22 protein-coding genes are annotated in these 22584 nt (G+C 32.9%); 15 read left to right on the top strand and 7 right to left on the bottom strand.

Annotated features, from left to right (window positions below):
• Positions 1-135 precede the first annotated feature (135 nt).
• Positions 136-729, top strand: coding sequence for an HD domain-containing protein (locus QLQ94_RS23410; protein ID WP_271334304.1), 594 nt, complete (start codon positions 136-138; stop codon positions 727-729).
• A gap of 97 nt (positions 730-826) precedes the next feature.
• On the opposite strand, the gene QLQ94_RS23405 is transcribed toward QLQ94_RS23410, so the two are convergent.
• Positions 827-1867: an SMI1/KNR4 family protein gene (locus tag QLQ94_RS23405; protein ID WP_271334303.1), complete on the bottom strand. Its 1041-nt coding sequence runs from the start codon at positions 1865-1867 to the stop codon at positions 827-829.
• Positions 1868-2350: 483 nt separating this feature from the next.
• On the opposite strand from QLQ94_RS23405, the gene QLQ94_RS23400 reads away from it, so the two are divergent.
• The 6 genes from QLQ94_RS23400 to QLQ94_RS23375 all read left to right on the top strand — a co-directional run bounded on the left by QLQ94_RS23400 (position 2351) and on the right by QLQ94_RS23375 (position 8043).
• Complete coding sequence (locus tag QLQ94_RS23400) at positions 2351-3697, top strand: cytochrome ubiquinol oxidase subunit I (RefSeq protein ID WP_427401699.1); 1347 nt, start codon at positions 2351-2353, stop codon at positions 3695-3697.
• A 2-nt stretch (positions 3698-3699) separates the two neighbouring features.
• Complete coding sequence (gene cydB, locus QLQ94_RS23395) at positions 3700-4776, top strand: cytochrome d ubiquinol oxidase subunit II (protein WP_271334301.1); 1077 nt, start codon at positions 3700-3702, stop codon at positions 4774-4776.
• A 359-nt stretch (positions 4777-5135) separates the two neighbouring features.
• Positions 5136-5579 (top strand): hypothetical protein, encoded by a 444-nt coding sequence (locus tag QLQ94_RS23390; protein ID WP_271334300.1) that lies wholly within the window; start codon positions 5136-5138, stop codon positions 5577-5579.
• A gap of 340 nt (positions 5580-5919) precedes the next feature.
• A complete protein-coding gene (locus tag QLQ94_RS23385; protein ID WP_271334299.1) occupies positions 5920-6510 on the top strand; it encodes a Crp/Fnr family transcriptional regulator in 591 nt (196 codons plus the stop codon).
• A gap of 100 nt (positions 6511-6610) precedes the next feature.
• Entirely contained in the window at positions 6611-7369 is a 759-nt protein-coding gene (locus QLQ94_RS23380) for an SDR family NAD(P)-dependent oxidoreductase (RefSeq protein WP_271334298.1), read from the top strand.
• Between the two features lie 227 nt (positions 7370-7596).
• Positions 7597-8043, top strand: a complete 447-nt coding sequence (locus QLQ94_RS23375) for a GNAT family N-acetyltransferase (RefSeq protein WP_271334297.1) — start codon at positions 7597-7599, stop codon at positions 8041-8043.
• A gap of 186 nt (positions 8044-8229) precedes the next feature.
• Here QLQ94_RS23375 and QLQ94_RS23370 read toward each other — a convergent pair whose 3' ends face one another.
• A complete protein-coding gene (locus QLQ94_RS23370; protein ID WP_271334296.1) occupies positions 8230-9015 on the bottom strand; it encodes a sulfite exporter TauE/SafE family protein in 786 nt (261 codons plus the stop codon).
• A 501-nt stretch (positions 9016-9516) separates the two neighbouring features.
• A complete protein-coding gene (locus tag QLQ94_RS23365) occupies positions 9517-10143 on the bottom strand; it encodes a Crp/Fnr family transcriptional regulator (RefSeq protein WP_271334295.1) in 627 nt (208 codons plus the stop codon).
• 460 nt (positions 10144-10603) lie between these two features.
• Between QLQ94_RS23365 and QLQ94_RS23360 the strand changes: the two genes are divergently transcribed.
• The 5 genes from QLQ94_RS23360 to QLQ94_RS23340 all read left to right on the top strand — a co-directional run bounded on the left by QLQ94_RS23360 (position 10604) and on the right by QLQ94_RS23340 (position 15841).
• Entirely contained in the window at positions 10604-10915 is a 312-nt protein-coding gene (locus QLQ94_RS23360) for a rhodanese-like domain-containing protein (protein WP_271334294.1), read from the top strand.
• A 76-nt stretch (positions 10916-10991) separates the two neighbouring features.
• Positions 10992-12572 carry an NADP-dependent glyceraldehyde-3-phosphate dehydrogenase gene (locus tag QLQ94_RS23355; RefSeq protein ID WP_271334293.1) on the top strand — a complete coding sequence of 527 codons (1581 nt, stop codon included), beginning with the start codon at positions 10992-10994 and terminating at the stop codon, positions 12570-12572.
• A 187-nt stretch (positions 12573-12759) separates the two neighbouring features.
• Positions 12760-14631 carry a M1 family metallopeptidase gene (locus tag QLQ94_RS23350; RefSeq protein WP_271334292.1) on the top strand — a complete coding sequence of 624 codons (1872 nt, stop codon included), beginning with the start codon at positions 12760-12762 and terminating at the stop codon, positions 14629-14631.
• A gap of 20 nt (positions 14632-14651) precedes the next feature.
• Positions 14652-15044, top strand: coding sequence for an ACT domain-containing protein (locus QLQ94_RS23345; protein WP_271334291.1), 393 nt, complete (start codon positions 14652-14654; stop codon positions 15042-15044).
• A 179-nt stretch (positions 15045-15223) separates the two neighbouring features.
• Positions 15224-15841 carry a hypothetical protein gene (locus QLQ94_RS23340; RefSeq protein ID WP_271334290.1) on the top strand — a complete coding sequence of 206 codons (618 nt, stop codon included), beginning with the start codon at positions 15224-15226 and terminating at the stop codon, positions 15839-15841.
• 57 nt (positions 15842-15898) lie between these two features.
• Here QLQ94_RS23340 and QLQ94_RS23335 read toward each other — a convergent pair whose 3' ends face one another.
• Positions 15899-16462, bottom strand: coding sequence for an outer membrane beta-barrel protein (locus QLQ94_RS23335; RefSeq protein WP_271338690.1), 564 nt, complete (start codon positions 16460-16462; stop codon positions 15899-15901).
• 176 nt (positions 16463-16638) lie between these two features.
• On the opposite strand from QLQ94_RS23335, the gene QLQ94_RS23330 reads away from it, so the two are divergent.
• The gene (locus tag QLQ94_RS23330; protein WP_271338689.1) at positions 16639-17043 is read left to right on the top strand and encodes a GNAT family N-acetyltransferase; all 405 of its coding nucleotides are present in this window, start codon (positions 16639-16641) and stop codon (positions 17041-17043) included.
• Positions 17044-17088: 45 nt separating this feature from the next.
• Here the strand turns inward: QLQ94_RS23330 and QLQ94_RS23325 are convergent, their stop codons facing one another.
• The 3 genes from QLQ94_RS23325 to QLQ94_RS23315 all read right to left on the bottom strand — a co-directional run bounded on the left by QLQ94_RS23325 (position 17089) and on the right by QLQ94_RS23315 (position 20448).
• Entirely contained in the window at positions 17089-19083 is a 1995-nt protein-coding gene (locus tag QLQ94_RS23325) for a TonB-copper family protein (RefSeq protein ID WP_482498688.1), read from the bottom strand.
• Between the two features lie 62 nt (positions 19084-19145).
• Positions 19146-20000 carry a hypothetical protein gene (locus QLQ94_RS23320; RefSeq protein WP_482498686.1) on the bottom strand — a complete coding sequence of 285 codons (855 nt, stop codon included), beginning with the start codon at positions 19998-20000 and terminating at the stop codon, positions 19146-19148.
• A gap of 79 nt (positions 20001-20079) precedes the next feature.
• Entirely contained in the window at positions 20080-20448 is a 369-nt protein-coding gene (locus tag QLQ94_RS23315) for a hypothetical protein (protein ID WP_271338686.1), read from the bottom strand.
• A gap of 432 nt (positions 20449-20880) precedes the next feature.
• On the opposite strand from QLQ94_RS23315, the gene QLQ94_RS23310 reads away from it, so the two are divergent.
• Together QLQ94_RS23310 and QLQ94_RS23305 are read left to right on the top strand one after the other, a co-directional pair.
• Positions 20881-21264, top strand: coding sequence for a hypothetical protein (locus QLQ94_RS23310; protein WP_271338685.1), 384 nt, complete (start codon positions 20881-20883; stop codon positions 21262-21264).
• 175 nt (positions 21265-21439) lie between these two features.
• Positions 21440-22522, top strand: a complete 1083-nt coding sequence (locus tag QLQ94_RS23305; RefSeq protein WP_271338684.1) for an efflux RND transporter periplasmic adaptor subunit — start codon at positions 21440-21442, stop codon at positions 22520-22522.
• The last annotated feature ends 62 nt before the right edge of the window (positions 22523-22584 follow it).

Raw genomic sequence — 22584 nt, 5'->3', positions numbered from 1 at the left:
CGGTTTCACGATATAAATCTGGGAAATAAATTTAGGGCAGACTGTAATTATGTGCAAAGCTAAAATGAGCTTATATAACTTATATAGTAAAAAGAAAAAACTACGTAATTTTACAACTCTACAAAAATCATTGATATGAACACAGAAGATTTATTGAATCAGATTGCTTTTATAAAAGAGATTGATAAGGTTAAATATATTCAGCGCAAAACGAAACTGTTTAATAGTGACCGAAACGAAAACGACGCAGAGCACAGTTGGCATCTGGCTTTGATGGCGATTGTTTTAGCAGAACATTCAAATGAGCCTATTGATGTTTTGAAAATCGTAAAAATGGTTTTAATACATGATATTGTAGAAATAGATGCCGGAGATGTTTTTATATACGATACACAAAAAAGTCACGATAATACCGATGAGGAGCGATTGGCGGCGAATAGAATTTTTGGTTTACTACCCAAAAAACAAGCTCAGGAAATCATTGCCATCTGGGAAGAATTTGAGGCTGGAGAAACCAATGAAGCAAAATTCGCAAAATCTATGGATCGATTAGAACCTTTATTACAAAATACGTCTAATGAAGGAGGGACCTGGAAAGAATTTGACGTGGCTTATAATAAGGTCTACGAAAAAAAGAGCGTCATAAAAAAAGGTTCAATTACATTATGGCATTATGCCGAGGGATTAATAAATGAAAGTGTAGCAAAAGGAATTTTGAAGAAAGATTAAATTTAACTATATAAGTGATATAAGTAAATTTAAGTATAATCTAAATTTTTACCTAAACCTAAAATGAACTTATATGATGGGGAAAAACATAAAGTAGTTATTCAACAATATCTTTTAAAAAATCAACAAATGATTTTGCATATTCTTCAAATTCCCATTCGCCTGCGCCATGAAAACTGGTGTAAATAGGAGCATCATTATTTTTAATGTTCTTGATGTTAATGCAATATGGGGCAGCTCCTGCATCTGCAATAACAATATAATTTGAAGGCCATTGCTGCAGAGTTTCTCCTGTTACAGGATTGAAAGAGTATCCATTTTGATTCTTAATTAAATCGTCTGCTCCATACAATGATAAGCCCTGAAAAAATTTTTCATCGTCATCAATAAAAACATTAATGGGGGAGAAATTTTTTAGAAATATCAGATAGTTTTCAGGTAAGCTCCATTTTTTTTCTATTTCTATTATTTTGTTTTCATCAGCAATAGAAAGCCAATTTGATGGGTTAGATAAATCCTGATTGTTTTTTCGTTCTTTTTCCAGTAAATCGTTCAGTTTAGCAACTGCTTTTTCAAGTTCTGTTTTAGGGTTTTTTAAATTCGGATTAGTATTTGGGGCTTTATGCCCATCACCTTTATTATAACCTTGATTTTGCCAGTGTATTATCTCTTCAATCCTTAACTCTTCAATTTTCCAGTAACCGGGATCTTTTGGTAAATTCCGGTCAAAACGATTATTACTATATATAGAAATACTCTTAATTGCCTTTGCACGAACCTCTACTTCTAAAGTCTCATTTTGAACAAGGTGGATCAGAACATGATAAGCTTTCTGTCCTTGTGTTTTTAAAAGCCCATCGATTCCCCAATAGATTAGTTCGGGTTTAGTAATAGTCCATTGAAAGAAATCACTATAACATGTTTCATTTTCTTTTACCAGATCAATGATATCTGTTAAAAGGAAATTTCTCCAATGTTGCATTCTGCCAGTTTTTGAATACTCGATAAAAATGTCAATTACTTCTTCTCTATTATCAACAGAAAAATTTTTTATAAGTTTATCTTTTATTTTGTCAAATTTACTCCCGTCAGTTTCTGAAAATAAATTTTCTTTTGATTGCCTGATTGTGTGTGCCATTATTTATGTGAATTCATTTTTATGTTGTTTTTTCAAACATTTGCTAAAGTAAAAAAGAAATAAAACATTTGTAAGTTATTTCTTTTTTAGTTTTGTTGGGAAAACTTAATCAACTGCCAGACATGGTTTAACATACTGATATTATGCGATCTAAAAATTAAATGTTTTAAGAAGGTTCAAAAACGTTGTGGACTTACGCTGAAGGTTTTATAAATAAAAGTGTCGAAATAGGAATTTTGAAGAAAGACTGAATTTGCCCTATAAGTGATACAAGTTCATTTTAGGTTTTGCGAATTTTATATTTATATTAAATGTATAAAATGAAATTTTTTATTGCATTATGTTTAACTTTTTTTAATTAAGGCTAAGCTTATTTTTCTTATATAACTTATATGGTTTAAAAAAGAAAAAACTTTTTTTCAAGGCAGTGAATTCAGGTTTTAATGGGTAAATTTGAGGAGACTTCATAAATACAATACCACTATGGAAGAAATGCTTTTTTATGACCGAATGCAATTCGCTTTCACAATTACTTTTCATTACCTTTTTCCGCAACTTACAATGGGGCTTTCGCTGATCATTGTTTATTTTAAATGGAAATACCTACGAACCAAAGAAGAACATTATAATCATGCCACGCATTTCTGGATGAAAATATTTGCTCTGAATTTTGCAATGGGCGTTGTAACCGGAATTCCAATGGAGTTTCAGTTTGGAACCAACTGGGCAAAATTCTCTGAATTAACCGGAGGAATTATCGGTCAGACTTTAGCCATGGAGGGAATGTTCTCGTTTTTCTTAGAATCTTCTTTTCTGGGAATCTTTTTGTTTGGAGAAAAAATAATTGGACATAAATGGCATTTTGTAACCGGATTACTCATTTGCATAGGTTCATGGGCGAGTGGATACCTTATTATAGCCACACATTCCTGGATGCAAAATCCTGTGGGTTATGAAATCCTTGAAAACGGAAGATTTGTATTAACCAATTTCAAAGCCTTATTTCTAAATCCATGGTTGTGGCCATCGTATTTGCACAATCAGGCAGCTTCTCTGGTAACTAGTTCATTTTTTGTGGCCGGAATTGGTGCTTTTTATGTATTAAGTAAAAAAAATGTTGCTTTTGGTAGATTGTTCGTGAAAACCGGAGTAATCTTCGGATTGATTTCGAGTGTTATTGTTGCAGTTCCTACAGGAGATTTATTGGCTAAAAACGTAGTAAAATACCAACCGGTGACTTTTGCCGCTATGGAAGGAATTTTTCATACCGAGAAAAAAGGTTCTGAAATTGTTTTAATTGGACAGCCTGATGTAAAAGACAAAAAACTAGACAACAAAATTGCCGTTCCTAATATCCTTAGTTTCCTGACTTACGGAAGCTGGCATGAGGAAATAAAAGGTCTAGACCAATTTGAAGAAGATCTTCATCCCACCAATATTTCAGGTTTGTATTATGCGTATCATATTATGGTAGGACTTGGTACAATATTTATAGGCTTAATGGCTTTTGCTCTATTTCAGCTTATTCGAGGAAAACTATTCGAAACAAAATGGATATTATGGTCGCTGATGTTTATGATACCATTTCCGTATATTGCTAATACTACAGGCTGGTATACGGCAGAATTAGGAAGACAGCCTTGGTTAGTTTATAATTTGTTGCGAACTTCTGCGGGAGCTTCGCCAACTGTTTCATCCGGAAATACCTTGTTTACTTTATTAGGCTTTATAGGATTGTACCTTTTACTAGGAATGTTGTTTTTGCTTTTGATTGGAAAAATCATCAATAAAGGACCTCATAATGTTGACCTTAATTCAGAAAAAATATAATTATGGAATTTTTTTGGTACGTTGTTTTAATGGGAATTCTGGCCGTTTATATTGTACTGGACGGTTATGATTTTGGAGCAGGAATAATTCATTTGTTTTTTGCTAAAGAAGAGAAAGATAAAAAAGCAATCACAAGCGCTATTGGTCCGTTTTGGGACGCTAACGAAGTTTGGATAATTGCTGCGGGAGGTGTTTTGTTTTTTGCTTTTCCTACTTTATACGCTTCCTCTTTTAGCGGATTTTATTTACCGCTGATTATGATTTTATGGTTGTTGATTTTTCGTGCGATCGGTTTAGAAATGCGCGGACAAGTGCATCACCCAATGTGGGAAGCCATTTGGGATAAAGCTTTTGGGATCGCCAGTTTGCTTTTGGCGTTATTCTTCGGGATTGCTTTGGGAAATATTGTTCGTGGTGTAAATTTAGGAATGGTAACTAATGGAGTTTCTACACAGGAAGCACATTTTTTCTTTTTGCCTTTATGGAACCCTACTTTTAGTCCCCAGGCGAATGAATTGGGAATTATAGATTGGTTTACACTTTTCTTAGGAATTGTGAGTGTGGTTGCCCTAACGATTCATGGTGCAAACTGGATTATTTATAAAACAAATTCGGCGCTGAATCCAAGACTGAAAAATGTAGTTTTCAAACTGAATATTGTGTTGCTGGTTCTGGTTTGTATTTCATTGCAAATTTGGCATTTTATAGAACCAAAGCCATTTCATAACTTCGTCGAAAACCCTGTTCTTTGGTTTTTTCCACTAATGACTTTTGTTGGAATTTTAGGTTTGTTTAAAGTACGTTCATGGCAAAAAGACGGAATGGGATTTTTGTTCTCGACTTTGTTCCTGGTGGGAGGTTTCGCTTCAACAGCCGTTTCGATTTTTCCAAATGTTTTGCCTTCAACCAATAATGTAAATCCGTCATTAACCATTTATAATACTGCTGCGGGAGAATATGGTTTGAATGCCGGAATGAGCTGGTTTTTTATCGCTTTGTTTCTCGTGATTATTTATTTTATTATTCAGTACAGAGTTTTTAGTGGGAAGATGGATGATGTGGGGTATGGGGAACATTAATTTATAGCCACGAATTTCATGAATTTTCACGAATTAATTATATGAATAGCCGTTGGTTTTAACCAACGGTTTTTTTATTATAGTATGATGGCTTTAGCTAAAATGTTAAGTGTATTTGGCTAAAGCTAAGGAGGTTTATTTCATGCTCCGTGAGTTAAAACCACAGCACGGCAAGGATGATTTTTTAGGTAACTAGTTAAAAATGAATTTTAAACTTTTAAGAAAACTAACAATATTGAGTTTAGTTATATTGGTTTTACCTTTTTTTCAGACATGTTCTGATAAACGTATAATGACTAATGGCTACTTAAGAAATAGTCCATTGCTGGCCCTTGCACAAACAACAAGAGATTCAATAAATGGAGAAAAGAATTGATTACTCAAGAGTAAAAGAATATCACTATGCTTCGAAAGAACTTGCTGATAAGAAACGAGAAATAGTCAATAAGTTTTTAATTGTAAAACAAGACATGACTAATAATGGATATCAATTGGGATTTCTGTTCATTCAAGTATTAGATCGTAATGATTTTTTAAATTCAATTGATTATGGTTATTTGCCATTTTTTCTAACATTAATTATCACTGTCTTGCTAATTTATTTTGCATTTAAAAGAAAGGCAAAATATATATTAATTCTTAGTGTTTTAAATCTGTTGATTTTAATTGTACATTTAGTTATGTTTTATTGTTGTGAATTCTTAGAAGATATTTATCAAATTAAATTTAGCTATTATTTGTTTGTCATTAATTTGCTTTTAATAAGTATTGAATCTTATAAGATTATGCGATTAAAGATCTAGAAAAAAGTCCTAGCGTCTTTACTTCGTTCCCAATGACTTTGCTTCTGTCCTTGCTAGGAACGAAGCAATCTCATATCGTATATCAGCTTTTATATATCTTATAGAAGATTTTTAAAACTAAAATTTCTAATTACCTTAAGTTTGCGTTAGGGATAGAAGCGGTATCTCGCGATTTAGAAAAACAAGGCTTCTTAGCCGTAGTTTTTGTTAATTGGGAATTTAGCGGATAGCCCGACCGATGGGAACGCCCAAAACAAACCAACCATTTCTCGTCTTGCTACCATTTTTTGGAATAAATTTGTACAACTACTGAACTACTCTAAAAATAATTTAAAATTTCATGGAAGATCTGACATCATTAATTGAAAACATTAATAAGAAAGTTATCTTGCTACCAGACGAAATGGATGCTTTGTTGTCTGAGTTTAAAGTACGAAAAGTAAAGAAAAGACAATTTATTGTACAGCCGGAATTTGTAAACAAGCAGAGAACTTATGTACTTGAAGGCGCTTTTCGGGCGTATGTTGTTGATGAAAAAGGTTCAGAACATACCATTCAGTTTGCAATTGAAGATTGGTGGATTGCGGATTATAATAGCTACATCTACCAAACTCCTGCCACTATGTTTATTGTAGCGTTAGAAGATAGTGTGATACTACAGATAAATCATGAAGCCGAAGAGAAACTAAAATCTTCGACTCATACCCTTGAAACATTCTTTCGTGTAATGGCCGAAAAATCGGCAGCATTTTTTGCACGTCGTATCATCGCAACGCATACACAAAATGCAGAACAGCGTTATAATGAGTTTCTCGAAAAGTTTCCAAAAGTCGCGCAGCGACTGCCACAATACGCACTTGCATCTTACTTAAATATGACTACGGAGTTCTTATCTAAAATACGTAATGAGAAAGTGAAGAAAAAAGGTTGAACTAGTTCAACCTTTTTTCCTAAGATACTTCAACTTTTCACCCTGACTTAATACCCAACTTTGCTTTATCAATTAACAACTTATAATTAATAAAATAAAGATGGAAAATTCAGGGAAATTAAACGGTAAAGTAGCATTAATAACAGGCGCATCAAAAGGTATTGGTGCCGGTATTGCTAAAGCATATGCAAATCAAGGTGCAACTGTAGTTGTAAATTATGCAAGTAATAAAAATGATGCAGATAAAGTGGTTGAGGAAATATCTGCCAACGGCGGAAAAGCGATTGCAATACAAGGTAATGTTGAAAAATCAGAAGATGTAAAACGCATTTTTGAAGAAATTGCGAAAACATTTGGTAAATTGGATGTACTGGTCAATAATGCAGGTGTTTATAGTTTTGCGGGTATTGATGATATTACCGAAGAATCTTTTCACCATATGTTCAACGTTAATGTATTGGGCAGTATACTTACGATTCAGCAAGCTGTAAAATTATTTGGAGACAAAGGTGGCGTTATCATTAATACAGGTTCTATAGTATCTACGCTTGATATGCCAACCTCATTGGTTTACTCACAATCTAAATATGCTGTTGATGCAATGACTCGTATTCTTGCCAAAGAACTTGGTACAAAGAAAATACGTGTCAATTCGATTAATCCCGGACTGATCGAAACCGAAGGTTCTCATAGCTCAGGGATTATCAATGGAGATGCAGAAAAATGGCACGTGTCAGAAACACCGCTAGGCCGAGTAGGGAAACCGGATGATATTGCAAAAGTTGCTGTATTTCTTGCTTCTGAAGATTCGTATTGGATTACTGGCGAAACTATTGCAGTTTCTGGTGGACAACGTTAATTAAACAGAGATTTATAAAATGAAACTATAAATCAATGACGGAATATTTCTGTCATTGATTTTTTTGCTTTTTAAACATTATTATTAAGGTAATTTATCTTTTTATTGAATGAAATGCTTTGTTTAAACGAGCTAAACGCTGGATGATCTTGTTTTCTATAAACTGGATTACAAAGGATTTTATCCTTTACTATACTTTCGCTTTTTAATCAAAATATTTAAAAACAATGGATTACAAAATCAAAAAAGCAAGTATTGAAGACCTTGACGAAGCAGTAGCACTTTTTAACCTTTATCGTGTTTTTTACCGTCAGGAATCTGATGTCGAAAAAGGAAAAGCATTTCTTAAAGAACGATTATTAAACAATGAATCAGATATTTTTTTAGCAATTGTAGACGAAAAAGCTGTTGGCTTTGTGCAGCTATACAAATTATTTCATTATACAAAGTTGAAAAAACAGTGGTTGTTAAGTGATCTTTTTGTACACCCTGATTATAGAGGCAAAGGACTTTCGGTAGCTTTAATTGACCGAAGTAAACAATGGTGCGAGGAAACAAATGCATGTGGTTTGATGCTCGAAACAGAAAAAACTAATGATATAGGAAACACGTTATACCCACGTTGCGGATTTGAATATGACGGATTGCATAATTATTATCATTGGTGGAGATAGAGAATAGAGAGCAAAGAGTAAAGAATAAAGAGTAAATAATAGAAAATGGGGAAGCAGTAATTGTTTCCTCATTTTTGGTTTTCGTCTTTGTCAAAGTTCAAAAACTTTGACAAAGATTATGCTGCAATTAAGAAGCAAAAATTGTAATAAAACAAAAATCTGCAAGATCTGTGAGAGAAAAAAAGATTAAAACAAAACCTCTTTAGTAATAATATAAAATCCCATTACCAATACAAACCAGCCAAAAATAGGTTTAAGTTTTGCTCCGTCGATTTTTTTAGAAAGCTGGCTTCCAATAAACATTCCAATAAGCGCCATTCCGGAAACGCTAAATAAAAAAGGATAATTTATAGAAGTACCAATATAAAGATCTCCTCCAAAACCAATAGATGAATTTATGGCGATAATCAACAATGATGTTCCTACGGCTTGTTTCATAGGTAAATTTGCAAAAAAAAGCAGCGCAGGAATAATTAGAAAACCTCCGCCGGCACCCAGAAATCCGGTTAAGATTCCTACTATAAAACCTATTATGCTTAATTGTGTATAATTGGTTTCGGTTGCTTTTATTTCGGGTTTGTTTTTTCTAATCATTGATATTGCCGCTGTAATCATCAATATTGAAAAGACAATCATAATCAGAAAATCTTTTGAAACGGAATACGATGCAATAGAAAACAAGGTCGATGCAATTTTAGGAAATATCACTTCGCGAATAATCAGAATCGAAATCACGGAGGGAATGGCAAAGTACAATGCCGATTTGAGTTTGAGATTACCTATTTTGTAATGGCTGTAACTCCCAAACATAGCAGTTAATCCTACAATAAATAAAGAATAAGAAGTGGCTTGCTCCGGATTTACTTTAAACAAATACACTAAAATAGGAATGGTCAAGATCGATCCGCCTCCGCCAATTAAGCCAAGCGAAATCCCGATAATAATCGAAGCAAAATAACCTAAATATTCCATTGTATTTATTTTATACAAAGGTGCTCTGATAAAAAGAAACTTACAGTAACTTTTATCACATATGGGATTTTTATTGCTGATTTATTGCCCGTGGATTTTGCGGGTAAACGGGTTGACACAGGTTTTTTTTTCTTTTTGGTTTGTCTTGAACTGATAATCGTTGTCTGAAATAGTTTTTTACCATTAAGAGATTAAGAAGGTTAAGTTTAGCTTTTTTATCTTAATGTTTATAAGGAAATTAAGCTTGCGCCTTAATTTTTCTTAATATTTTAATGGTTAATAAAAATAAACCAGCGAAAACTCGTTCCATCCTCCAAATCCGTGGACAATTAAAATTTTAATTTTTACCATTAAAAGATTAAGAAAGTTAAGTTTAGCTTTTTTATCTTAATGTTATAAGGAAATTAAGCATTGCGCCTTAAATTTTCTTATATCTTAATGGTTAATAAAAATAAATGAGTAAAAATCCGTTTAACCCGCAAAACCCGCGGGCTAATAATTTTACTTTAATAACTCAATTTGATTTCTGTTTAGTTTGACTAAACCTCTTTGTTCCATTTTTTTGAGTAATCTTGAAACAACTTCTCTTGAGGTATTTAGCTCTGAGGCAATTTCCTGATGTGATAAATTGACTTCAGAACAGCCACATGCGTCAGAATGTCTTTTGAGGTAAAACTCCAATCTTTCATCCATAGAACGGAAAGCGATATTGTCTACAACTTCAAGGACTTCTTCAAAACGGCTTCTATAAGTTTCGATTACAAATTCGTACCAGGTTCTGTGCTCCATCATCCATTTGTCCATCATTTGTAATGGAATCATCATGACGGAAACATCTTCTGTTACTTTTGCCATAATCTGGCTTTTTTCGCTTTTGGCGGTACAAATCATCGAAATAGCGCAGGCTTGTCCCGGTTGCAAATAATACATTAAAAATTCGCCTCCATCTTCGCCTTCACGATAGATTTTGATTTTTCCCTTGGTGATCAAAACCGTGTTTCTTATGTATTGGCCGGTTCGCATTAATATTGTTCCGGCTTCAAAATTCTGCACACTTCCGTTTTCTTCGATAGTCGCAATAAGTTCAGGGGAGAAATTAGGGAATATATTTTTAAATGAATTTTGCATTGCTTAGTTGTGGTCAATTAATAGCCCACGGATTTTACGGATTGAACTGGTTTGCACATGTTTTTCTTTTGCTACGGGTTTCACGAATCTACCTGAATTAATTAGTGGAAATTAGTGTAATTCGTTGCTAATAATTTTGATCATTATAATCAGTGAAAAAAAATAAATTCGTGCAAATAATTTTATCAAATAGAAATTAAAACATATAATTTATTACAAAGATAGCAGATTGGAATGGTATAAAATGTGAGAAAACTATTTTTAAGATACATTTTATGTAAATGATAAAAACCTATTTTCTATCAATTTTATAGACTGTATTTTTAAAAATAGTAAGTAAATTTGTATTTCACTGATTATAATACTTTCTCTAAAACGTTTTCTGAGAATAATAATCGAAATCGCATTTGGCACGTTTTTAATTAATATAAACGTCGTAATTTTACAAAAAACAGATACTATGAATTTATCACAAGAAGATTGGGTTAATCAGCTTGCTGCTGACGAGAATGCAGTTATACTGGACGTAAGAACTGAAGACGAATTTAATGACGGTTATATCGAGAATGCCGTAAACATTGATATTAATAAAGGTCAGGGTTTTATTTACGAAATCGAAGAACTGGATAAAAATAAAAATTATTATGTGTATTGCCGTTCTGGAGCCAGAAGCGCTAAGGCATGTCAGGTTATGAATGAATTAGGTATTGCTAATGCCTACAACTTGCTTGGTGGAATTTTGGATTGGGAAGGCGAGACCATAAATTCATAAAAATAAATTAAGAGGCGCAAAAAGCCTCTTTTTTCTTTTAATAACTAATAAATAACCAAACATAAATTACCAAATTATGAGTTTAATACCCGAAGAATATCAGATCAAAACACTTATAAACCAAGATACTTATCTTGTAAATGGCGAATTGAAACCCTGGACAGGACAGACTACTCCAGTGTTTTCGACGATTTCATCTACAGAAAAATATACTCCAACTTTATTAGGATCGATTCCGTTCATGGCAGAGAAAGAAGCTGCCGAAGTGGTTGAAGCTGCCAATGCTGCATATAATAAAGGTCAGGGATTATGGCCAACCATGAAAGTGGTTGACCGTATAAAATGTATGGAAAATTTCGTAAGACAAATGAAGGAAACCCGTGAGGAAGTGGTTAAACTTTTGATGTGGGAAATTGGAAAAAACCTTGGGGATTCTCAAAAAGAATTTGACAGAACCGTTGAATACATTTACGATACTATCGACAGCTATAAAGAATTAAACGGACGCAGTGCACATTTTGAAAAAGTACAAGGTGTAAACGCTATGATTCGTCGTGGACCTCTTGGTGTTGTATTGTGTCTTGGACCTTACAATTATCCATTAAACGAAACTTTCTCTTTGTTGATTCCGGCTTTGATTATGGGTAATACAGTTATCTTTAAACCGGCTAAACATGGTGTTTTATGTATCTCGCCATTGTTAGAAGCATTTAGAAGCAGTTTTCCTAAAGGTGTTATCAATATTGTTTACGGTAGAGGTCGTGAAGTAGCTTCTCCGATCATGAAATCTGGAAAAATTGATGTGTTGGCATTAATCGGAAACAGTAAATCTGCGATTGCATTGCAGGATCAACACCCAAATAAAAACAGATTGCGTTTAATTTTAGGATTAGAAGCTAAAAACCCGGCAATTATTTTACCGGATGCTGATTTAGATTTGGCAATTCAGGAATGTATTGCAGGAACTTTATCCTTCAACGGACAGCGTTGTACAGCTCTAAAAGTATTGTATGTACACGAATCTATTGTAGAAGAATTTAATAAACGTTTCTCTGAAAAAGTAGATGCTTTGGTATTTGGAAACCCATGGGAAAAAGGAGCTTCTTTAACACCGCTTCCTGAAACTGAAAAACCAAATTATATCCAGGGTTTAATTGATGATGCAACTCATAAAGGAGCAAAAATATTGAACGAAAAAGGAGGAAAACATACAGATAATTATATTTTCCCAGCTGTTTTATATCCTGTAAACAAAGAGATGCGTGTGTATCATGAAGAACAATTTGGACCAGTTGTGCCAATTATTGCTTTTAAAGATATTAGTGAGCCTCTTGAAGATATGGCGGAATCTAACTACGGACAACAAGTTAGTTTGTTTGGAAAAGATATCAAGACTTTAGCACCGCTTATCGATGCTTTGGTAAATTTAGTGTGCAGAGTAAACTTAAATAGTTCTTGCCAGAGAGGTCCGGATGCATTCCCGTTCACCGGTCGTAAAGACTCTGCTGTAGGAACATTAAGTATTCCTGATGCATTGCGCTCCTTCTCAATCCGTACGTTTGTAGCTTCAAAAGATATTGCGTATAATAATGAAATTTTGCAGGAATTGCTAAACAGCAAGGAATCGAATTTTATTAATACTGATTATATTTTGTAGTGATCAAGGTTATATATTAATTGTAGACGCCGTCTTTTTCTTTTTTAGAATTAGACGGTTTTTATTTTTAAGTTATTTAATATCAGATGGTATAGTTTAAAAACTATAATTTTAAATTTGTGTAACATTAAGTTAGAAAACTCAACTAATGTTATAATCAATTAATCATCAAATCTTAAATCAACTTATGAAAAAACGATCACTTCAATTGCTGTTAATAGCCTTTGTGTTTTTAGCTCAAAATAGCTTTTCACAAGAGCTTTATATGCCAAGAAATATAAAAGAATCTTATGCTGATAATGTTCGTTCTATGGACGGAAAGCCGGGTAAAAATTATTGGCAAAATCATGGTAAATATACCATTGCCCTGCAAGTAAATGCCGATACTAAAATAGTTAGCGGAACTGAAACTATCGTTTATGAAAATAATAGTAACGATACGCTGAAAAATTTACGAATTAGATTTGTAAATAATATTCATAAAAAAACATCGCCACGGGCGGTACAAAATAGTGAAGATTTTTTTACTGATGGTTTAACAATTACTGCTTTAAAAATTGAAGGAATAGTTTACAAGGAAGATGCCAAAGACTGGGGAACAGTAGAAAAAGTAAAAATGAAAAAACCTTTGCCTCCGCACAGTAAAATTACAATTGATATTGATTGGAATTATCCCTTATCAAAACTTAGCGGAAGAGAAGGACAAATCGATAACAGCACATTTTTTGTGGCCTACAGTTATCCTCGTGTTTCTGTTTTTGATGATTATAATAAATGGGATGACCTTCCTCATACTTCAGGTCAGGAGTTTTATAATGATTTTAATGACTATACCTATTCTGTAGAAGCACCAAAAAATTATGTTGTTTACGGAACAGGAGATTTATTGAATCCGGATGAGGTTTTGCAGCCTGAATTTGCTTCACGCTTAAAGAAATCATATACAACAGATGAAGTTTTGCATATTGCCAATGAACAGGAAATGAAAAGTGGTATTGTAACAACACAAAACGAATGGAATGTCTGGAAATTTGAAGCCAAAAATATCACAGATGTTTGTTTTGGTCTAAGTGATCATTATTTATGGGATGCCGGTAGTGTTGTCGTAGATAAAAAAACAAATAGACGTGCGAGTATACAGGCAGCTTATGATGTGGCAGGAACTGATTTTGTAAATTCGATCAAGAACAATCAATATGCATTAGATTGGTTTTCTAATAACTGGCCGGGAATTCCGTATCCGTTTTCTAAAATGACAGCTTTTCAGGGTTTCGCAGATATGGAGTATCCAATGATGTGTAACGATTCTCAAATGGGCGATCCCGTTTTTGCACAATTGGTTCAGGATCATGAAGTCGCTCATACTTATTTTCCGTTTTATATGGGAATCAACGAAACGCGTTATGCTTTTATGGATGAAGGCTGGGCAACGACCTTTGAATATTTAATAGGAATTGCAGAACATGGAAAAGAAGCTGCTGATAAATTTTATAAAGAATTTCGAGTGCAGCAATACATAAACGATCCATCGACCGAAGAAGATCAGCCCATTATTACCATGTCATCACAGTTATCAGATTCAGGTTATGGCAATAATTCATATGGTAAAGCATCATTATCTTATATCGCCCTAAAAGATCTGCTTGGTGATGATTTGTTCAAAAAATCCCTTCATGCCTATATGGATAAATGGAATGGTAAACATCCAATTCCTTGGGATTATTTTAATTCGTTTAATACTGCTTCAGGAAAAAACTTGAATTGGTTCTTTAATAACTGGTTTTTTACCAATAATTATATTGATATTTCGATTAAAAATGTGGCCAAAAATGTTGTTTCAGTAGAAAACGTTGGAGGTTTTGCGATTCCGTTTGATATTATTGTTACCTATTCTGATAAAACGACAGAAACTATTCATCAAACACCTGCAGTTTGGCAAGCCAATCAAAAACGTGCTGTAATTGCCCTAAAAAATAAAAAAGAAATTAAACAAGTAACAGTCGATGGCGGTATTTTTATGGATGCAACACCAAAGAATAATACATGGTCTTCTAAATAATCTAGAATGAATTTATAAATATGTCAGGAGAAAAAGATTTACAGCAATTGCTAAAAAGCATGAAACCGGAACATAATTCAGGTGATTACGTTTTTTGTAAAACAGATAGTTTAAAAGATATTGATCTAAAGGAAGTTGAAATGTTTTTTAAAGAAAAAGAAGCGATTACCTTAATTCTTAAAAAAGAAGTCGCTGATAAATTAAAACTCGATTATTCGATTTTAATGTCCTGGATAACACTTACGGTTCATTCATCATTAGAAGCGGTTGGTTTGACAGCAGCTTTTTCGAAAGCACTTTCAGAGCATGAAATTAGTTGCAATGTTGTGGCTGCTTTTTATCATGATCATATTTTTGTCAATAAAAAAGATACCGATAAGGCAATGCAAATTTTGAGTTCATTTTCGAATTAAAATTAACTTCATTTCGCCAGAAATAACTAATATCATAAAAAAGGAATCTAATAATTATCAGATTCCTTTTTTTTGTGTTTTTATAAGCAAGTTTTTTCTTTAAAATTAAATGTGGAAAACCGTAAGAATTATGGAATAAAAAACTAGGTTTGCAAAAAAAAGAATAAAATACCATATAAATGAAAAAGCCCCTCCTTTTAATTGTTTTATTAATTCTTTCTAAAACTTTTGCTCAAAATAATTCTAAAACTGCATTTCAAAAGAGCAGATACGAATTAGCCATGTCTTATTATGACAAAGCTGACTTTAAGAAAGCTATTGACTTATTTTATTTTGCGTCTAAAATTAAACCTGAAAACGAAATAGGTATTGAGTCTGCTAAAAAAGTAGATACTTTGCAGCATATTTTGAGAGAAGATATAATGACTCAGGCTTTAGGTACCTGGAAAATGATTGGTGACAAACCAATATGGGCAGTTAATCAAACCTATGATTCTGCAGAAAAAGATTTCGAAGAGTTAGTTGAAATCAATAAAAATGAAATTTTGTTTTACGAGAGAAACAAGAAAACCCAAGAAAAGAAACTAATTAAATCTGAACCATTAGTTTATTATGATGGAGAAGAAACAAGCTCTTTATTTTCGGATATTATTTTATCTGATGGTACTGTTTGGCATTGTATAATTAGTAACAAATCAGATGAATTACGTGTCATTAACGTTGGAAAAAAAGGCGCGAATGGTTATGAGAAAATAACAGAGGATAATATAGAACGTTTTTATTCAAAAGTGAAATAATAAAAAAAGGAATCTAAATTTAGATTCCTTTTTTTGTATGTAGAAAAAAGAGTTTTTCTATAAAAATTTATATCCCAGTGAGATATTAGAAGCGGCCGTTTTTACTTTTCTGTTTGATGGATCAATATCTGTAACACCGGCAAGATATCGGTAGTCTAAAGTCAATCTCCATAAATCTACACCAACTCCGCCAAGGATACTGCTGTTGTTTTTTTCAATATCAATAGGATTCAGGCTATTATTTGCTTTAATATCCGAATAATTTTTCCAGTTGTATCCCGCAAATATCCGAACATTTCCTAGTTTTCCCAGAGGAACAACTTTAAAACCAATAAGTAGCGTAGCATCAGTTCCTGATAATTGATATTCAGTTTCTCCAATTCCGGTTTGAGCAACGTTGAATTTTGATTTCGCATATCCAAATTCACCCTGACCGTAAAAAAGTAATAAGTTCACTCTCACAAATCCTGCAGCTCCTATGCCGGTTCCTGAGCTTTTTGAACTAAAATCATTGGTTAGGGGAGACGTTATATTATAAGAAAATTGAGGTCCGAATTGTATTAATTGTGCAAAACCATTTACACTAATACACAATACTACTGCTAAAATGAATTTTTTCATAATTGGATTTGTTTTTTTAGATCGTATAAAAATAAATATTATTAATTTAAAAAGAATGATTTATCTTATTTATTTCGTGTATGTTTTTGATAATGAGTAAAATGTATTTGTGGTAGTCGCATTTGATATAATTATAAAATGTCTTAAATTTGAAACATTAAAGAAAAAATGATATAATGGTAATTAAAGCAATCGAAGCCTCTCAAACCTGGCAAATCAGGCATGAAATTATGTGGCCGGATCAGCCTTTTGAGTTTGTTCAGTTACAAGAAGATAATTCAGGATTGCATTTTGGCGTGTTTGTTCATGATCAATTAGTTTCGATAGTTTCTTGTTTTATTAAGAACACTGAAATGCAGTTTCGGAAATTAGCAACCCTCGAAGAATATCAGGGAAAAGGGATCGCATCTGAACTTTTGAACCATATTTTTAAAGTCGCAAAAGAAAAAGACTTAAAAAAAGTCTGGTGCAATGCCAGAACCAACAAAAAATCTTTTTATGAGAAATTAGGAATGGTCGATACGCATCAAACTTTTATTAAGGAAGGAAAGGAATTTACAATAATGGAAACTTTGTGGTAAACGTATATCCACTAATTAGTTTGTTTCATCAATCATAAAGAGGTTTTAAAATAAAACATATGAAACATTAATAAAAAAATTTCTTCCTTGTCTCGGGATTTTATTCCAGTCAGAGAATGTAGTGTAATATTTATCAAAAATGTTTTCGACGCCAGCCTGAACGTTTAGTTTCTTTTCATTCCAAGGAAAAGTATAACCGGAATTGAAATTAAAGATTACATAACCTGATGTTTTAGTTTCGCCGTAAGCTGCTGCAAATTTTACCTGAGTTAGATTTCCGGATGCTCCAAATCCTAAATTGAAATTTTCTTTTTTAAATTGTAAGTTCCCGGAATAGCGCAACGGACTTATGAAAGGCAAATTATTATGATCGTCATCTTTGCCGCAGCTATAAGCCAGAAGTGTTTTAAAATACCAGTTTTGGGCTATTTTATATTCCAAATTCAAATCTGTATTAAAAATTGTAGCATAATTCAAAGCATTATAGACTTTTACTCCTGAGCCTCCAATAGTCATAGGCTGTATGTTAGGATCAATTTTCCCGATGATATAATCCTGAATATGAAAAAACGATGAAGTTAGGTTCGCCGTAAATGTTTCGGTTTTAAATCCAAAAGAGAGATTTGCTTCAAATGATTTCTCGTTTTGTAAATTGGGATTTCCTATATAATCATAAAAATCATTACTGTTGTACAGATAATAACCATAACCTTCTGAAACTGATGGAGCTCTTTCTCCGTAAGCCAAACCAAAACCGTATTCGAATTTATTATGATGCAAAATATAATTTCCCGCAAGACTTTTTAAAACACGATTTTTAGTTGCATTCATATCAGGATAAAAAATCTCAAGACTTTGCAAACCAAATTCATCTGCAACCTTATTAGAATGAATTCCAATATTTGTAGAAACTTTGATATTAGCATTTGGAGAAATTTGCATTCCGTCTTCAAGATATAAACCATTATAAAAAGTTCGAACATCAGGCCAAGTATACATAAACATGGGATTCTCTTTAGGATTACTTGGATACATCGTCATTTCGGCAATCGATTTGTTATAAAAACTATTCAGGTTTGCCATGAAGTGATGGTTTTCATACCTCCCTTTTAGTTTAGAATAATATCCATAAGTGTCAGACCATCCGGGCATATCCATATGAATGGGGACGTTTGGTCTTTTAGTATCATCCATTTTATGTGTAATAGTGTTATAGTATACTTTAGTTTCCCAATTGGTAAAATAAGAAGAAACAGGAGTATAGCTATAGCGCAAAGAAGTTATGGTGGCTTTTGCCAAAGAAACATCCATAGGCAGAGCAGGATAACCCACATCTGTAGCTTTATCATAAATTACAGCACCTTCGATCAAACCTTTTTTGCCTAAATAAAAACCGGCTGTAGCCGAGAGATTGTATTTTGTAAACTGCGAAAAATCTATTTCTTCATGATTCCCTGCTTTATAATTTTGGGCATCGCGATAAGTAAAATCGGTATTAACGTAAAAGGACTTATCGTTGAATCCTATAGATGTTCCCAGAATTTTATGTTGATTATTGGTTTCGTAACCAGTTTTAGCAGCACCATTCCATCCTAATTCTTTTTGATTAAGATTGGCTCGCTTCAAATCGATCGATCCGCCAATTGTTGGTCCATGACAGCTTCCTTGTTGGCCCGAAGCAATATTAGCTTCAGAAAGATTCGATACCTCAACATAAGAAGTAACAGGATCCATTTTGTCCGTACAAGCACCAAAAATGCGCATACAATCAATTGTAATAACAGTTCTTTCAGTCGCCATATTATTGATAATTGGTTCCAGTGCGTATCCGCCCCTTCGTACCATATTAACTTTTGATGATTGCTGCAAGTATTCCTCAACTGTTGCAAGAGATTTTGGCTGTTTAAGGCGAGCAGGCGTTTTTTTGCTGATAACAATAATTTCATTCAGATCAACTGGCGAAATACTGTCTTTTTCTTGTTTCTGCGCAAAACAAATAGTAGAAAATGCTGCTAACAGAATTGTGGCTGTAATTTTCATAATATCATAAATAGGCAGGCTAAGTGTGATCACTTAGCCCTTTCTTGTTAGTAATAAAATGATTAAAATTCCGCCTCAAAAAAGAGGCTGCTTTGCAGATTTTCAGTTGCAAAATCTTCCCCTTTCAATACTTCTCCGGTAGCATTCAGGAGCTGCAGGTTTATTTTCCAATAACCGGTCATAGTCAGCGAAAGTTTTCCATTATAAGTTCCTCCGGATAATGATTGCAGTAAATCAGTATTGTTAGGCGAACTATGATTACCCATACTTGGCATTCGCGGATCTATTTTTATTTTAAAATTATCAACTACATTGAATGTAATCAGATCATCCTGCATTTTATAAAGACCAACTGTCATGTTGTTTAAGGCAACTTTTGGTGTTTTCGGACTGATGTAAGCCAGAATATATCTTACTCCGTCAGTTCCGGTAAAAGAGTTTACCGTACGTTTTTGAGAAGCAATTACAGCTATAGCAGATGTTGCATTAGACTTAATATCATCAATCGTATAATCTATTTGCAAATGCCAGGCATCTGTATCATTTTGAGCCATTTGAAAAATAATATCGCCGCGATATAGAGTTTGCTTGCCTGAAATTTTTTCGATGCCAGATCTCGGACAAGAATGTTGCATTGCAGCCATTTTCATTATTGGTATCCAGTTAAACGAAGCGTTTGTAATGTATTTATTGGTGGTTTTGTCTTTTATTCTTAACGAGATTTGATTGTACCCCTGTGTTAGTACTCCAGTTTCGGAATAAAGTTCAATAACATGATTTTCATTGGATAGTTTCTGAATTTTTACAAGTCCCAAGGTTTCGTCAACTGCAGTTTCCGGTGTAGAATCACTATCAGATGTACAAGAAAAAAATGTAATTGCCAAGAAAAGAAAAGATAAATATTTGAAATTTTTCATAAGTATTAAATTAAAAAACAGATAATAAATAGCGTATCGGTAATAGCACCGATAAGAAAATTAATAAAGATTCTGGAAATTAATACTGAAAAGCAGGTGGATGAAATATCAAAACGATATTAAAATAAGAATACAAATTATGTCGCAAAATATCATTTGTCAAAATTGATTTAACAGCAAAATTGAAATTAAAAGCGTGAATATTTTCAATAAATAATAAGTCAATTCCTGAGGAAACGTTTTTTTTCTCTGACGAGGGAGAGTCATTTTCTGTGGTTTTTGCCAATTCTTTTTTAAGATGACATTTCCCATTACAACCCAATTGAGGTTGTTTTTTGTTTTCACAAAGTTCCTTAGCTATATAGTCATAGTTAACAATATAATTTAAAACAGGAAAAGCCGGTCTTAAAATTATCGCTATTAAAAATAGATACGCTAGAATTTTCATTGTGATTTATAAAGACACAAATTTATGTACAACTTATTTTACAAAATATGATTGTTGTCATATAAATAAAAATGTAAGAAGTAGGACTTTGGTGTTCGAATAATAACGGCTTAAATCGTAATTTTTTTAAAAAAGAAAAAGAATAATTTTCAATAGCCTAAATTTTATTATAGAAAAGACTGCTTAAATTATAGAATAAAAGATATAAAGTCAAATCATTGCGATTTTGATTGTTTTGTATAAGTTTAAGATTATGTATTAGAATAATTCTAAGAGGAGGTTGTTTTTTTATGATATTTTCGCATAAAGTAATAATATTTTGTTGTAATTCATACTTAGTAAAACAATGAAAACGTTTTCGTTTTTACTAAATGTTAAAGCTTATAAAAAAATCTTTTTTTGTTTCGATACTTTCCTTACTTTCGCACCCAAATGAGAAAGTTAATAGTATTTTTAGTATTCATGAATTTGCTTCTGCTTGGCGGAGGGCAATATCTTAATGCTGGTACTCCACAAAACTTTCGTCAGCATACTCTTGAGAAAAAGCACCGAGTAAAATTCACCAATCAGGATCAGGGCAGTTCAATAATTGAAGATGCAGATATAGATCTTGAAGAAGAATATCTTGGAAGTGATGATCTTACAGATGGACTTTCAAATAAGTTTTTTGCAACAAACTACAGTTTACTTGACAATTGGTACCTTTCCTTTTCAAGTCAGACTATTGTAAATGATTACAATCGTTTTAAAATCTTCGTGCCATTTTGTGGCAACTCAAATCCTATCTACATTACCCAACAGGTTCTAAGAATTTGATTCAACAGTATACATCGGTTACCTAAGTTGTGATCTGCATATCTTGTTGATGTATTTTTTTTCTACCTCATCTTATATGAAAGTTAAGTTCTGACTAAGGGTGCCTGATGCATTTTTTCATCTAAAGGAATCTCTGTATTCCAAGCATTCAATCGCTTAATTTCCAAATAAAATCATGAAAAGAATTATCTTGTTCACAGGCTTAATTGCTCTGGTGTGCCTAACTAGTTGTACAGCTAAAAAAGAAGAAAAAGAAGAAGCGGAAAAATTTACCGTAACTAATCCGGTAAGAATTGATACTTCATTTACTAAAGAATATGTTTCGCAGATTAAATCTGTGCGCAATATTGAACTTCGTGCCCAGGAAAAAGGGTTTTTACAAAACATTTATGTTGACGAAGGACAGTTTGTGAAAAAAGGACAGCTGTTGTTTAAAATTATGCCAAACATGTATCAGGCAGAATTACTTAAAGCACAAGCTGAACAAAAATCTGTAGAAATTGAATTGCAAAATTCAAAATTACTGGCAGATAAAAATATCGTTTCTAAAAACGAATTAAGTGTAGCGCAGGCAAAACTGCAGTCGGCAAAAGCTGAAGTATCACTGGCAAAACTTCATTTATCATTTACTGAAATCAGAGCTCCTTTTGACGGAACGATTGACCGTATCCCGTTAAAACTTGGAAGTCTTATCGACGAAGGCGAATTGTTAACAAGCCTTTCAGACAACAGTCAGATGTTTGCTTACTTCAACGTATCAGAACCTGAATATCTACAATATCAGACAGACGTAAAAGATCGTGCTGATAGTAAAGTAAGTTTGGTTTTGGCCAATGGAGAAATATTTAAAGAAAAAGGAAACGTAGAAGTTATCGAAAGTGAATTTAATAGTGAAACCGGAAATATTGCTTTTAGAGCAAGATTCCCTAATTCAGGAAAATTACTTAGAAACGGAGAAACCGGACAAGTTAAAATGTTGGTACCGCTTAAAAATGCGATAATAATTCCGCAAAAAGCAACTTACGAAATTCAGGATAAAAAGTATGTTTTTGTTGTTGATAAAAACAATAAAGTAACTTCAAGAGAAATTACTATTACAGGCGAAATCCCTGATTTGTACGTGATCAAAACAGGTCTTACAGAAAATGATAAAATTTTACTTGAAGGAGTTCAGAAAGTAAAAGAGAATGACAAAATTAAATATGAATTCCAGTCTCCTAAGGAGGTAATGAATCATTTGCGCGTAAAAGCAGAGTAATTTTTTGTTTCAGGTTTCACGTTCAGTGCTAAACTTGAAACTCAAAACTTTGAACAATCGCA

Source organism: Flavobacterium sp. B114r, from assembly GCF_056824125.1.
This window is presented reverse-complemented; position numbering and strand designations above follow the sequence as displayed.